The sequence below is a fragment of the Cognatundibacterium rugosum genome (assembly GCF_014284365.1).
Classification (GTDB): domain Bacteria; phylum Pseudomonadota; class Gammaproteobacteria; order Burkholderiales; family Burkholderiaceae_D; genus Undibacterium; species Undibacterium rugosum.
On sequence record NZ_JACOGG010000002.1, the window covers coordinates 107757 to 123057 of the forward strand.

Genomic DNA, 15301 nt, shown 5'->3' on the forward strand with positions numbered 1-15301 from the left:
ATTTGCTCTGGTACGTATGCTTTTTTACAGCAACTGCAGATGACGCGCCTGATCACGCAACTCTGCGCGGAAGTCAGGATGGGCGATGGCGATCATTTCCAGCACACGCTGACGCGCTGACTTACCTCTGAGTTGGGCCACACCGTATTCGCTGACGACGTAGTTCATATCGTTCTTGCCTGTGGTGACGTGGGTGCCTGGCGTCAGCGTGGAGACGATACGACTGATACTGTCATTTTTGGCGGTAGATGGCAGCACAATAAAAGCTTTGCCACCGCGCGAACGGTTGGCTGCACGCACAAAATCAACTTGCCCACCGGTACCGGAATACGGTAAATGGCCCAAACTTTCCGATCCACACTGCCCCAGCAAATCGATCTGCAGCGTCGCATTTATCGCTACCAGATGATCATTTTTTGCAGCCAGATACGGATCATTGGTAAAGTCGACAGGATGCATTTCCAGCGCAGGATTCTGATGCATGTAGTCGTACAGTTTGCGCGAACCCAGCGCGAAGGTTGCCACTGTTTTTCCGGGCAAGTAATTCTTGCGACGATTGGTGACCGCACCGCTTTCTATCAGCTTCAGAATGCCATCGCCTATCATTTCTGTATGGATGCCCAGATCTTTTTTCTGTACCAGTTGCATGACTACGGCATCTGGAATGCCGCCATAGCCTATCTGCAACGTCGAGCCATCTTCTATCATCTCCGCCACGTACTGACCGATGGCTTGCTGAACCGGTCCAATCACAGGCAAGCCCACTTCTGTGACGGGCTCTGTACTCTCAATCAGCCGGGTGACCTGGGAAATATGGACATGGCAATTGCCGTAAGCGAAAGGCACATTCGAATTCACTTCCAGCACAACTGCGCGCGCTTTTGCAATCGCTGCCATGGTGTAATCGGCCGCCAGGCTCAGCGAGAAATAACCCTCTTCATTCATCGGTGAAGCAAGTGCAAATACCACGTCAACCGGCATCAGCCCCCGCTCTATCAGCATCGGCATTTCAGAGAAATAGCTGGGAATGAAATCGATCCGCCCGGCTTGTCCGCCCGGACGCGAAGCAGCACCGAAAAAGTAAGCTACATGCCGTACATGCTGTTCCGTAGCAGGATCGAAATAGCCGTATTTGCGTACCGCTAATATCTGCGCCACACGGATATTCTGAAAATGGCGCCGCCGTTCAGACAAAGCAGTCAGTAAGGCAGGTGGCTCGCCAACGCCAGTCGGCACCACGATCCAATCACCGTTGTGCAAGACCTGTAGTGCTTCGTCGGGCATGCACTGCTTTTCCGTGTACTCCTGCTGCACTGACAACATAGCTCCTCCTGATTGTATGGGTATTGGATTTGATGAGATATGCTATGCCGCATCGGGAATTGGCGCAGTCAGTTCAACGACATTTCCGCACTGGCTTTGCTTTATCGCAAGTGCAACTGTGCGGTATGCGTCTGATACAGCAACAAGGGAGAAATGTTTTCCGCTCGGCAAGCATTGCGCTTTGTGTGCATAATACAAATCCTGTCTGACCGAACCGGAGACCATCCATGATCGAAGTCCATCACCTGAAACAATCCCGCTCACGCCGCATTACCTGGATGCTGGAAGAGCTGGGACTGGATTACCTTGTCATCAGCTATGACCGTGATCCAACAACCCGGCTGGCACCGCCTGAACTGAAGCAGATACACCCACTCGGCAAAGCCCCTGTGCTGGCGGATCAGGGTCTGGTGCTGATTGAATCCGGTGCGATACTGGAATATCTGATCAATACCTATGGCCGCGCGCAGTTTGCACCACCACCCGGTACGCCGGACTACTATCGCTATCTGCAATTCATGCACTATGCAGAAGGCTCGGCCATGTTGCCACTGCTGCTGAACCTGTATGTAGGCCGTCTGGGCGAAGCCGGTACCCCTTTGCATCCACGTATACACAGTGAAATTGCGAATCACTTCGGCTATCTGGATGCAGAGCTGCAAGGGCGTGATTTCTTTGTCGGCGATCATCTGACCGGTGCCGACATCCAACTGTCGTTCGCGATCCAGTCAGTGGTGCGTACCGTGGGCAAGGACAAATTCCCGAATCTGACCCGCTTCACCGAGCTGATCGAGGCGCGGCCTGCCTATCAGCGTGCAGTGGCGAAGAACGGCGAGTAAAGCACCGCACCTGCATACAGGTGACAACCATAAAAAAAACCGGCCTAGCCGTAATGCCGTTCAGTTAAGACTGAACGGCATTTTTATTTAGTGCTTGTAAACCTCCCAAGCTGCTGTTAACCTGCGGCGCCATGCTCGACGACACCCTTCACTTCCTCGCAAACCACCTTGAGTCGCCCGACTGGCGCCGGCTCGGAGCCCATTTACCTGTTGAGTGGATCGAACAGGCCGTCCAGCGCACCGAGGCCACCAGCATCCGCCAGCGGCGACTGCCTGCCGAACAGGTACTCTGGCTGATGGTAGCGCTGGCGCTGTATCGTCACAAATCCATCAGCGAAGTATTGGATGATCCCGGACTCGCCGTACCCGATACACAAACACCGTTCGTCAGTAAAAGCGCCGCCGCGCAGGCTCGCCAGCGGCTCGGAACCGATCCGGTAAAGTGGCTGTTCAATCATTCCGCACGTCACTGGAGCGCTCAGGATCGCCGCGGCTACCTCTTTAAAGGGCTGCAATTGTTTGCGATGGACGGCACCAACTTGCGTATCCAGGACTGCGCTGAGAATCGCGACCACTTCGGCGCACAACGGTATGCCAGCGGTGCCATAGCGAGCTATCCGCAAGTGCGCGGTGTCACACTCACCGCACTCCCCACGCACATCGTTCACAGCGCCGCATTCGGCCCGTACGGAACCCATGAAATGCGGTACGCGAAACAGCTGATTGCGGATGTACCCAATGAATCACTCACGGTCTTCGATCGCGGCTTTCTGTCTGCGGAAATCCTGTGCGCACTGACGCAACAAGGCAGGGATCGCCACTTCATTATCCCTGCCAAATCGAACACCCGGTAGGAAGTGATCGAGGGAGATGATAAGGACTGCATCGTTCGCATGCGCGTGTCGCCGCAGGCGCGGGCGAAGTGTGTTGACTTGCCGGATGTCTGGGAGGCACGTGCCGTGACGATCGTTGACCGGCATGCGCGCAAACGCATCTTACTGACTTCACTGCGCGACCGGCGCCGTTACCGACCGGCTGATATCGCCAGCTGTTACGAGCGGCGATGGGGCATCGAGACGAGTTATCGTGAGCTCAAGCAAACGATGCTGGGAACAGCACTGACCTTGCGCTCGAAAACGAAAGACGGCATCTATCAGGAGATCTGGGGCACACTGATTGCCTACAACCTGATTCGCCTCGAGATCGCCAAGGCAGCCTTAACGGTGAAATGCGAGCCAGGCGAAGTGAGTTTCATTCGTGCATTTCATCTGATCCAGTTCGAGCTACACTGGGCGGCAGTCACGCGGTCCTACGGCAAGCTGCCTGCGTCGATGAAGCATCTGCTCGAAAGGCTGGTTAGCCTCCTGAATGAAGAACGGCCCGATCGACAATTCGACCGGGCCATCAAGGCAAAACCAAACCGCTATGCTATTCGTGTTCTGCGAAAAACGCTTAACTGAACGGCATTACCGGCCTAGCCGGTTTTTTTATTCCTTGGAAGAGTGCTGCCAGGCGCTGATTGCTAACAACAACCAGCCAGCCAGAAATGCCACCCCGCCCAGCGGCGTGACCGCACCCAGCCAGCGTATTCCGCTCAGCGCCAGTAAATACAAACTGCCGCTGAACAGGATTATGCCGACGACAAAGGCAGTCGCTACCCACGCCAGCCGTTTCGCCCGTGGCCATTGCGGCATCAATATGCCAACTGCCAGCAAACCCAGTCCATGCACCATCTGATAATGCACTGCCGTCTGCCAGATAGCCAGCATCTCTGTGCTTAACACTGCCTTCAGACCGTGCGCACCAAATGCACCGGCCGCCACCGCGATCAGCATACTGAACGCGGCAACTGTAATGGCTATACGCGGCTTCATACTGCGCTTGGTTCACTGGTGTTAGAAATCAGCTGACGCAGGAAAGGAATCACCACCACCATCAGCACGCCTACGCCTACGCTGCCCCAACCCAGCATAGAGAAGATATGATGGTAAGTCGGATTAGTCGCCACCGCCATGCCTTCGCCAGCCTCAGGAATCAGGCCGGAAAAATAACTGGCCAGTATCGACGCGGTACCGGTAGTCAGCATCCAGGTTCCCATCATCACGCCCTGATAACGGGCTGGTGCAAGCTTACCTATCATGGCGTAACCAACAGGGGAAATCAGTAATTCGGCGATACTCTGTAACAGATAGCTGACGAAGATCCACTTGAAAGCGACCATGCCATTTTGCGCAGCAAACGTGATCCCCAGCGGTAACACCAGAAATCCTATGCCGATCAGGATCAGCGAAGTCGAAAACTGTGCGGGCACATCCACATTCCAGCCTTTTTTACGCAGCGACTGGAAAAACATCGCCATTAAAGGGCCACCGACCATGATCACAAAGCTGTTGATATTCTGTATCCACTGCGGTGCGACTTCCACACCCCACACCATGCGGTCCACATTATTGACCGCGAACAGCTGCAAACCCATCGGTGCCATCTGATACAAAGTCCAGAACACCAGCGAACCCAAGGTCAGTAACAGATACGCAATCATATTACGCTGTTCACGTCTATCTTCATGTTTCGCCGTCAGGAACACCAGAATCAGGCCTATCATAATGCTGATGATCAGCACCAGATTACCGGTCAGTTCCGCTTTATGCAGCATGAAATAAATCACCGGCACCAGTCCGACCAGCACCGCGATCCCGACCAGCAAACGTTGATTGAATTCTTCTTTTCCAGCTTCCAGCAAAGGTGTGTTCAAGTCTTTCAGACGCTGCCAGTTCAGCAGTGCCAACACGATAGCCATGAAGTTGCCTACGGTCGCAAAAATAAACAGGCCGGAATAATTTTCCTGCAACTGGAAATGTCCGGCCGCGGTAAAGCCAACAAAAAAACCCAGATTCATGCCCGCATAATTCCACAAAAACGCGCTTTCACGTCTGTCGTCCTCAGGCTTGAAACGCTGGGTCAGCATCATGTTGATACAAGTCACATTCAAGCCACTACCGGTCAGGAATAAGCCCAGCCCCCAATACATCTGTTCCGCACCACCCAAAGAAATGCAGCCACAACCCAGTACCTGCAACAACATGCCGCCGACAAACAGATTACGGTTACTGATAAAGCGCCCCCCCAGGTATCCGCCAAACAAGTGCAAGCCATAATTGAAGGCGCCAAATACGCCCATGATGGCAGTCGCATCCTTGACGCTGAAACTGAGTTTTTTGGTCGCATATAAGACCAGCGTCGAATACAGAACGGCAAAACCCAGCGTTGCGAAAATCTGGATAAAAAATAAGGCTGCCGAACCTTCCGGTATGGATGTTTGCTTAAATTTGGCGATAGACAAGTTGGTCTCCTGAGAATGTCTTTGCGTACGCGTGTCAGCCCGCGCTATAGCTGCGCTGCATTGTAATGCACTGTGGCGGCCATGCGTATTCAGGCAGGGTGGTTTTTATACTTATTATTTCATGGCTGACCATGCCAGCCAGGATGAAAAAAGGTCAGCATGGCTGACCTTTGAATATGTCGATATTTAGATATTTCGAAGCTAAACACAGATACTGTTGCGCGCGCGTCCGGGACTGCTACATCCCGGACGCCCTCAGGATCACGCTGCGCGCTGATGCTGCCCGGCGCTGTGAAACTCTGCCAGCAAGCCGGCTTCTTTGTTTTTTGCCACCGCCAGATGACGTTCCTTCACATGACCATAGCCACGGATATCTTCCGGTATCGCAGCAATTGCCACCGCTTTAGCCAGATTATCGGCATTCAGCAAAGGCAGCAACTGCATGATGGTTTGACGGTAAGCGACTGGCAATTCACGTTCTGTGCGACGCTCTTCGGTATAGCCGAACACATCCAGCTTAGTACCACGCAAAGACTTCATCTTTGCCAGGATACCGAACATTTTCATCATCCAGGGGCCATATTGTTTCTTGAGCAGATTGCCCTTGGCATCGCGCTTGGCAAACATCGGTGGCGCCAGATGGAAATTCAACTGGTAATCACCTTCAAACATATCAGCCACTTTTTTCTGGAACTTACCATCGGTGTAAAGACGGGCGACTTCATATTCGTCTTTGTACGCCATCAGTTTAAACAGATATTTCGCCACGGCTTCAGTCAGACGCAAAGGCGCGCCTGCCACAACTTTTTCTTCCGCCGCTTTGACTTGCTCAACAAAGTTTTTATACGATGCCGCGTAGTCGGCATTCTGATAGTCGGTCAGGAATACCAGGCGCTTTTCGATCACTTCATTGAGCGTAGGCTGACGTTTGATTTCTACCACTTGGGCCGGTGTTGCCAGACGCTTGACGGCCGCCAGATCATGCGCTGCCAGACGTCCCCAGTTGAATGCCTGTTTATTGAAGTCGATAGAAACGCCATTGAGTTCGATCGCACGCATCAACGCTACTTCTTCCAACGGCACCCAGCCTTTTTGCCAGGCGTAACCGAGGATGAACATATTGGTCGCGATGTTATCCCCCATCAAGGCCGTCGCTATCGAAGCTGCATCGATCAAGTCCACACGTTCAGCACCGCAGGCTTTGCGGATATCGTTTTCTGCCGATTCGCCCGGGAACTGCCAGTTAGGATTTTTAATGAAGGTCGAAGTCGGCGTGCCATTTGCATTGATGGCGGCAAACGTACGGCCCTCACCCATGCGTGACAGAGCATCCTTGCCCGCCGTCACGATCAGATCGCAACCGATGACCAGATCCGCCATGCCGGTACCAACCCGGGTCGACTGAATATCACTGGCTTTATCTGCCAGACGCACATGGGACATCACGGCGCCACCTTTTTGCGCCAGCCCAGTCATGTCCAGCACGGAACAGGCTTTGCCTTGTAAATGCGCGGCCACCGCCATGATTTGACCTATCGTGATCACACCGGTACCACCCACACCTGTCACCACGACGCCAAACGGTGTGGCGGTCGATGGCAATGCCGGATAGGGCAGCATTTTCACATCGAGTGCGTTACCCGCTTCAATTTTCAGCTTGGCTGGCTTTTTCAGCTTGCCGCCTTCCACCGTGACAAAGCTAGGACAGAAGCCATTCACGCAAGAAAAATCCTTGTTGCAGGAAGACTGGTTGATCTGGCGCTTACGGCCGAATTCGGTTTCCAAAGGCTCGACTGACAAGCAGTTAGATTGTACTGAACAATCACCGCAGCCTTCGCATACAGCTTCGTTGACGACAGCACGTTTGGCCGGGTCAGGAAAACCAGGTTTACCATTTTTATCGATTTTTTTGCGGCGACGGCGTTTTTCGGAAGCGCAAGTCTGGTCGTAAATCATGGCCGACACGCCCTTGCATTCGCGCAGTTCGCGCTGTACCGCATCGAGTTCTGAACGATGGCGCACCGTCACACCGGCTGCCCACGGATAACCGGCCGGATATTTTTCCGGTTCATCGGTGACGACGATAATCGGATTCACGCCTTCGGCTGCGATTTGACGTGAGATCATGCCCGGATCGAGCGGACCATCGAATTCCTGGCCACCAGTCATGGCGACGGCATCATTGAACAGAATTTTATAAGTGATGTTAACGTCGCCCGACACGGCAGCACGGATCGCCAGCAAGCCGGAGTGATAGTAAGTTCCGTCACCCAGATTACAGAACACATGCTTTTCATTGGTAAACGGCGCCGCGCCTACCCAGGTCACACCTTCACCGCCCATGTGGGTGAAGGTGGAGGTTTCTCTGTCCATCCAGGTCACCATGTAATGGCAACCGATGCCAGCCAGCGCACGGCTGCCTTCCGGTACACGGGTCGAGGTATTGTGTGGACAACCGGAGCAGAAATGCGGTACGCGGTCCTTCATCGGATCAGGCTTGCCGACATTCGCCAGCGCTGCTTCTTTGGCCTCCAGGAAGGCAACGCGCTTCTTGACGCTTTGCTCAACCGGATGACCGGCGAAATAGCGAGTAACGCGCGAAGCAATCGCACGTGCAATCTGGGCTGGGCTCAGTTCATAGGTGGCTGGCAGCAGCCATTCGCCATGGCCGGAACCATGCAGATTGCTCCATTCGCCGCTGTCATCAAACTTACCGACCACGCGTGGACGGACTTCATCAGCCCAGTTATACAACTCTTCTTTGAGCGCGTACTCCAAAATCTGGCGTTTTTCTTCGACGACTAGAATTTCTTCCAGTCCTTGCGCAAACTCACGCACACCTTCGGATTCCAGTGGCCAGGTCATGCCTATCTTGTACAGGCGGATACCGATGTCTTTGGCGACCTGTTCATCAATCCCCAGATCTGCCAACGCTTCACGGGTATCAAGATAGGATTTACCGGCCGTGATAATACCGATCTTGGCATGCGGGCTGTCCCAGATGATCTGGTTCAGTTTATTCGCGCGCGCATAGGCCAGCGCGGCATACCATTTGTAATTATTCATGCGGACTTCCTGCGCCAGCACAGGGTCCGGGGTACGGATATTCACACCGTCCGCAGGCAATACAAAATTGTCAGGAATAACGGGTTGTACGCGGTCAGGATTGATTTCCACCACAGCGCCGGATTCGACGATATCGGTCACGCATTTCATCGAGACCCACAATCCTGTATAACGCGACAAAGCGATACCATGCAGGCCGTAGTCCAGGTATTCCTGTACGGTAGACGGATATAACACCGGAATGCCGCAGGCTTTCAAAATATGCTCAGACTGATGTGCTGCGGTCGAGGATTTTGCAGCATGGTCATCGCCCGCCACTACCAATACGCCACCATGTTTGGAGGTGCCCGCCAGGTTCGCATGTTTGAACACGTCGCCACAACGGTCAACCCCCGGGCCTTTACCGTACCACATCGCAAATACGCCGTCGTATTTCGCATCTGGGAACATATTGACCTGTTGCGTTCCCCAAACCGAGGTGGCGGCCAGATCTTCATTCACACCTGGGTGAAATTTGACGTGATATTTGCCTAAATGCTTCTTGGCTTTGGCGGCGGTCAGATCGACATTTCCCAGTGGCGAGCCGCGATAGCCGCTGATAAAGCCAGCGGTATTCAAACCCGCTTTTTCATCCGCCTGACGTTGCAGCATCATCAGGCGTATTAAGGCCTGTGTGCCCGTCATGAAGGCGTGTCCGCGTTCCAGCGTGTATTTGTCGTCCAGGGCAATAGAATTGTCGATCAGCGCCTGCTGCTCGGCTTGGTGAGGTGCGTTCATGGGGTCTCCGTGCTTTTTATATATGTATCGGCGAATGGTCTTCGCCCTGCTGCAGAATCACCTTGTGGGTGCATCATATCCTGTTCAGTCCGCGCGCACATTAACATGCTGTTTGCACCATCCCCATGTACAGGTACGCATAAAAAGATCGGTACAGTATGACTGACACTTTCGCAAAGTGTACTGGCCCGCTCACAGGAATCGCTTGCTCAAATTTCAGGCATGTTGTTTTTTATCACTATGTGCATTTCCTGATTGAAATATGTAACAATTAGCAACCTGCGCTACTCTGCATACAACAGGAGGATTCGATGTCCACGCTGTTAAGTCGCTTACTCGCACCCGCCGTTGCCCTCATGAGCCGTCTCAGCCTGCGGGTAAAGTTACTGGGCATGTTCGCCACTCTGATGATTCCCATCCTTGGCCTTAGCCTGTTTATTCTGAGTAAAATCAATGCAGAACTCAGTGTGGCAGAAAACGAACATATGGGTGTCACCGTCAGCCACCATGTCATGGCGCTGGTGATACAAACGCAGAAACACCGTGGCCAGGTAAATTTGAAATTTGCCGCAGCACCCATCGACGACGCATTAAACACTACCCGCTCGCAACTCTCTGCCAGTCTGAAAACCATCAACCAGGATGTTAACCAGCACCCGGACTGGAATCTGGATAAAGACTGGGCGGCATTACACACTGAGCTTGCTCAACTCGCGAATGGCCAGATCGCTGCCACTGCCGCAGACAGTATTCGCCAGCACAATGCTTTAGTCAGCCGCATTCTGGAATTTTCCAATCTGCTCGCTGAGCAAAGCGGCTTGCTGCTCGATCCGGCCGCGAACACCTATTTTCTGATGGATGCGACGATATTAAAAATCCCAGTCTGGGCCGAGCATCTGGCTCTGCTGCGTGGTTTAGGTGCGGGCTATATCCGTAGCGGCAAAATGGAATTCAATGAGAAAGCGGGAATCTACTCGCGTATCGACGCACTGCGCGCAGCCATGAAAGCACTCTCCAGTCTGGAAGGACCCTTGCAACGTTCTGGAGAAACCATACTGAGCTCCCGTAAAGACGCGTTTGAAGCGAGTGAGTCCTTTATTGCACTGGCGACCAAATCGCTGCTGGCAGATGAAGTAAGTGGCGATGCCACAGCCTACTTTGCACAAGGCACGAAGACCATAGAACAGGCATTGGCATTACAGGAAAAGCTGGAAGACCGGCTGGCTAGCTTACTGAGCGAACGTGTCAGCGACTTGCAATTCAGTCGCAATACCATTGTGGTCACGACTGCGCTGAGTTTTATCGCTGCGCTGTACGCACTGATGGCATTTTATTCGGGTTTTATGGTGGCCTTACGTGCACTCAATATCTCCGCTCAGTCAGTTGCAGCAGGCGACCTCACACGACGCATACATATTGACGGGAAAGATGAACTGGCGCTGACTGGTGGCAAGCTGGAGAGTATGAATGATCAGTTGTCGACACTGGTGGCCAATGTACGCAGTAATTCCTGCATGGTATCGCAACTGGGTGAGGACCTGGCGGCCGGCATCAGTGAGCTGTCAGCACGCACGGAACAACAGGCCTCCAGCCTGGAACAGACGTCTGCCAGCGTGGAAGATTTGGCAGACACGGTTAGAAAAAATGCTGACAGTGCGACTGCGGTCGATCATTTGGCCTCAAAAGTGCAGGCTATTGCGGAATCCAGCGGCACCACCATGCAGGAAGCGGTTGTGTCCATGCAAGGCATACAAAGCAGCGCCCTGAAAGTGCAGGATATCATCAGCATCATTGATGACATTGCGTTTCAGACCAATATCCTGGCGCTCAACGCTGCAGTCGAGGCAGCCAGGGCCGGTGAACAGGGACGCGGATTTGCAGTGGTCGCCTCAGAAGTGCGTGGACTGGCACAACGCAGTGCTGATTCATCGCGCCAGATCCGGCAACTGATCGAGGAATCTGTCCATCAGGTAAAACATGGTGTAACACAAATCAATCAGGTCAATCAGACCCTGACTGATATCGTAACCGGCATCCGTGAACTGGCCAGCAATATCAACCTGATTTCCAACGCCTCCGTGGAACAAAGTAACGGCTTGGCTCAGATTTCAGAGGCCTTACATCATTTGGATGAAATTACGCAAAGCAATGGCAAGATGGCGGATCATGCCAAATTCAATGCAACTGAACTGGAAGAACGTGCAGGCTTGCTGGCCAGGTCGGTATCCACCTTCAAATTGCGCCAGGGCACTGCCGATGAAGCATTGCATATGGTAAAGCTGGCCGTCGCCCTGTATCGTGACAAATCCCAGGCAGCCTTGTCACTGATTACCGCCAACCAGCAAAAGCAGTTTGTGGATCGCGATATGTATGTATTTGCGTTTGACCGCCAGGGTCAATACCGCGCATTTGGTGGCAATCCGGAAAAACTGAAAGTCAATTTATTCCATGTTCCCGGCCTGAATGGTCAGGCATTAGTACAGAATGCGTTCGCATTGCCCGGGAAAAGCGGCTGGGTTGACTACAGCATAGTCAATCCACTGTCTCAGAAAGTCGAAAACAAGAGCTCTTACATCGAACGGGTCAGCGAAGATCTGGTGATAGGCTGCGGTGTCTATAAACCCTGAACACCAATGAAAAAAAACGGCTACTGAATACAGTAGCCGTTTTTTGACAAAACCCAGACTGAAAAACTGACTCTTAGAACGAGTAAGTTACGCCAGCGCTGAAGTTTTTAGTGTCGCTAGCTGGTTTTTGGAATTCCAGACGTGCACCGATGTTTGCTGTGAACTGGTACTGAACGCCAACGCCATACAGGACGCCGGAATCAGTTCCAGAGCCGCTACGGCCAGCGAAAGACGCACTGGCTTTCAATTGGTTGTAACCCAGGCGACCAAATACCTGGAATTCTTTACTGATAGGAGCGATACCCAGAACGGATACGGCAGTCTGTGTTCCGTCTACGGAAACAGGACCTACATCTGTTTTGAACAATTGACGGTAAGCGACTTCAGCCGCAAAATTTTCGCTGAATTTGTAACCAGCGAATGCACCGTAGCTCGTTTTGTTATCTGTCAAACCGTCAACTTTAGTGGAGCCAATATCAGCACCAACATAGATTGGATTTGCTGTCTGAGCCTGAGCAGAGATAGACAGAACTGCGATAGCAGCTGCAATACTCAATTTTTTCAACATTTTTTATCCTAATAATTATTAATAATACAATCATTTAAAAATGACAGGCGCTGATTCTACAGCCAAAGTATGCATAAAGTCACAATTTTCAACAATTTTACGTTGTTTTATTTGCACATCCACTTCTCTTGCCGCATCGTCCTCCCCAGTCTGTCAGACTGAAATGCTTTAGCGCTTACCGTTGAGCGCAGTTTCACGCGATATAATGGACGCATGAAACTCAAATTCACGAAAATGCATGGTGCAGGCAACGACTTTGTCGTCATCGATGCCATCAACCAAAACATCCAGCTGAGCACAGAGCTATGCCGGCATATCGGCGATCGTCGCTTTGGCATTGGTGCGGACCAAATTCTGGTGGTCGAAGCCAGCGTAACACCAGATGTCGATTTTCGCTATCGCATATTTAATGCCGACGGTGGCGAAGTTGAGCAATGCGGCAATGGTTCGCGCGCTTTTGTGCGCTACGTCACAGACAAAAAACTGACAGACAAATCCTGCATACGTGTAGAAACCATGTCCGGTATCATCGAGCCACGTCTGGAAGCCGACGGCAGCATTACCGTGGATATGGGGGCGCCTGTACTGGAAGCAGCCAGGGTCCCGGCTGACGTCAATGGCTTAGTGGCTACACCACAGGGTGACGATCTGTTATGGCCGCTGCAGATAGGCAGCAAAACCACGCTGTTTTCTCTGGTGTCGATGGGCAATCCACATGCAGTGCAGGTGGTAGACGATATCGACAGCGCACCAGTGAGTCAGGATGGACCGTTAATTGAAAACCATAGGTGTTTTCCAAAACGTATCAATGCTGGCTTCATGCAAATCATAAACCGCCATCATATCCGTCTGCGCGTATTTGAACGGGGTGCAGGTGAAACCTTGGCCTGTGGCACCGGTGCCTGTGCAGCAGTCGTCGCTGGCATTCGCCGCGGTTTGCTGGATAGTCCGGTTCGCGTCTCAGCACGTGGTGGCGAACTGTCTATCGCCTGGGACGGACCTGGACAGGCGGTCATGCTCAGCGGTCCTGCTGTGACCGTATTTGAAGGTGAAATTAATCTGTAAGATGGCAGCGTTTTGCCTGTCGCAACTCTGTAACCAGCTATAGCCCATGAATCCAACTGATATCGCAACCTATCTTATCCAGCACCCACAATTTTTTGAAGAACATGCTGAATTACTGAGTGCCATCAAACTGACCAGCCCGGTGATGGGTCGTGCCATCTCGCTACAGGAAAGGCAGATGGAAGTGGTACGTGAAAAATACCGTACACTGGAATTGAAATTGTCTGACCTGATGCGTAATGCTGAAGAAAATCACGATATCACCAGGAAATTCCAACGCTGGACGCGGGAATTGCTGATGGCGCGTAATGACGTTGATCTGCCACATATACTCACCCGTGGTCTGCAGGATATCTTTGACTTGCCACATGCGACTTTACGTTTGTGGAATGTGGCGCCTGAATTTGCGCATACCTGGTTTGCGGAACCCGTCAACGACGATGCGCGCCTGTTCGCCAAAGGGCTGCAAGCACCATTCTGCGGCGCGAATCAGGAATTTGAAGCCGCCAACTGGATAGAAAGCGATGCCGCGGTTCAATCCGTTGCTATGCTGCCGCTGCGCGTACAAGCCGGCGCTGCAGTGTTTGGACTGCTGGTATTGGGCTCACCCGATCCTGCACGCTACACTAAAGACATGGCAACTGATTTTCTGATACAGATTGCGGATACCGCGAGCGCAGCGCTGACTTGCCTGATCCAGCAATAATCTGTCATGAGCGAGTCTGAATCTGCCACAGATATCGCCGCCTATCTGCATATCCTGCATAGTCAGCGCCGCTTATCCGCACACACACTGGATAGCTATGCACTGGATCTGCGGGAATTAGTCGCACTGGCCCAGCCCCATCCTGCCGCTACATTAACCACCACGCAGTTACGCCGTCTGACGGCGCAACTGCATGGCAGCGGTCTGAATCCGCGTAGCATTGCACGCAAGCTGTCGAGTTGGCGCGGTTATTTTCAATGGCTGTGTGAGCAGCAGAAAATAGCGATCAATCCGTTGCAGGGTCTGCGTGCGCCGAAAAAAAGCGCCCCGTTACCTGAGGCGCTGGGACCAGATGACGCATCGCGCCTGGTATCGCAGCAAAGCAGTGATACGCCCACCGCATATGCCAATCGTGCCATGTTTGAATTGCTGTACTCCAGCGGTTTGCGGGTATCGGAACTGGTTAGCCTGGATATAGAAGCGGTGCACACAGGAAGTTATCAATCCACCGCCTACGTCGATCTGGAGCAGGCAGAAGTACATGTGACCGGCAAGGGAAATAAACAGCGCATCGTCCCCGTGGGCAGCCATGCCCTGAAGGCGCTTCGCGCCTGGATAGCCGTGCGCGGAGCATTGTTGAAAGCCGACCCACATCCCTTGTTCCTGACTGAGCGGGGCACCCGCATGTCAGCCCGGCTGGTACAGCTAAGAATCAAGGCCCACGCGCAAATGCTGGACATTCCCGCCAATGTGCACCCGCATATGCTCAGGCATTCATTTGCATCACACGTATTGCAATCCTCAGGCGATATCCGTGCCGTGCAGGAAATGCTGGGGCACAGCTCACTGGCAGCGACGCAGGTGTATACCGCACTGGATTTTCAGCATTTGGCTAAGGTCTACGACCAGGCACATCCACGCGCCAAGAAATAGCATTCGCCAATACTCACGTCACCTCCTTGTAACAAAGTGTCGTTATATTCGTGC

10 protein-coding genes and 1 pseudogene are annotated in these 15301 nt (G+C 52.7%); 6 read left to right on the forward strand and 5 right to left on the reverse strand.

The features are described from left to right. Positions 1–24: 24 nt before the first annotated feature. Positions 25–1320, reverse strand: a complete 1296-nt coding sequence (locus H8K47_RS02145; RefSeq protein ID WP_222612714.1) for an acetyl-CoA hydrolase/transferase family protein — start codon at positions 1318–1320, stop codon at positions 25–27. A 230-nt stretch (positions 1321–1550) separates the two neighbouring features. Here H8K47_RS02145 and H8K47_RS02150 point away from each other — a divergent pair, with 230 nt between their 5' ends. Beyond that, positions 1551–2162, forward strand: a complete 612-nt coding sequence (locus tag H8K47_RS02150; RefSeq protein ID WP_186879790.1) for a glutathione S-transferase family protein — start codon at positions 1551–1553, stop codon at positions 2160–2162. Positions 2163–2293: 131 nt separating this feature from the next. Continuing rightward, a pseudogene (locus tag H8K47_RS02155) lies at positions 2294–3622 on the forward strand (IS4 family transposase). A gap of 27 nt (positions 3623–3649) precedes the next feature. Here H8K47_RS02155 and H8K47_RS02160 read toward each other — a convergent pair. From H8K47_RS02160 to H8K47_RS02170, 3 genes are all read right to left on the reverse strand, one after another. After that, positions 3650–4036, reverse strand: coding sequence for a DUF423 domain-containing protein (locus H8K47_RS02160; RefSeq protein WP_186879791.1), 387 nt, complete (start codon positions 4034–4036; stop codon positions 3650–3652). After that, positions 4033–5505, reverse strand: coding sequence for a peptide MFS transporter (locus H8K47_RS02165; protein ID WP_222612709.1), 1473 nt, complete (start codon positions 5503–5505; stop codon positions 4033–4035). Before H8K47_RS02165 ends, H8K47_RS02160 begins: the two co-directional genes overlap by 4 nt. A gap of 261 nt (positions 5506–5766) precedes the next feature. Further along, positions 5767–9348: an indolepyruvate ferredoxin oxidoreductase family protein gene (locus H8K47_RS02170; RefSeq protein WP_186879792.1), complete on the reverse strand. Its 3582-nt coding sequence runs from the start codon at positions 9346–9348 to the stop codon at positions 5767–5769. 311 nt (positions 9349–9659) lie between these two features. Here H8K47_RS02170 and H8K47_RS02175 point away from each other — a divergent pair, with 311 nt between their 5' ends. Further along, positions 9660–11975 (forward strand): methyl-accepting chemotaxis protein, encoded by a 2316-nt coding sequence (locus H8K47_RS02175; RefSeq protein WP_186879793.1) that lies wholly within the window; start codon positions 9660–9662, stop codon positions 11973–11975. Positions 11976–12048: 73 nt separating this feature from the next. On the opposite strand, the gene H8K47_RS02180 is transcribed toward H8K47_RS02175, so the two are convergent. Next, positions 12049–12543, reverse strand: a complete 495-nt coding sequence (locus H8K47_RS02180; protein ID WP_186879794.1) for a porin family protein — start codon at positions 12541–12543, stop codon at positions 12049–12051. Between the two features lie 213 nt (positions 12544–12756). Between H8K47_RS02180 and dapF the strand changes: the two genes are divergently transcribed. Genes dapF through H8K47_RS02195 form a run of 3 tightly spaced genes read left to right on the forward strand, consistent with a single transcriptional unit; the run spans position 12757 to position 15247 of the window. Then, a complete protein-coding gene (gene dapF / locus H8K47_RS02185) occupies positions 12757–13608 on the forward strand; it encodes a diaminopimelate epimerase (RefSeq protein WP_186879795.1) in 852 nt (283 codons plus the stop codon). 46 nt (positions 13609–13654) lie between these two features. After that, complete coding sequence (locus H8K47_RS02190; RefSeq protein WP_186879796.1) at positions 13655–14314, forward strand: DUF484 family protein; 660 nt, start codon at positions 13655–13657, stop codon at positions 14312–14314. Positions 14315–14320: 6 nt separating this feature from the next. Continuing rightward, positions 14321–15247, forward strand: coding sequence for a tyrosine recombinase XerC (locus tag H8K47_RS02195; RefSeq protein ID WP_186879797.1), 927 nt, complete (start codon positions 14321–14323; stop codon positions 15245–15247). The last annotated feature ends 54 nt before the right edge of the window (positions 15248–15301 follow it).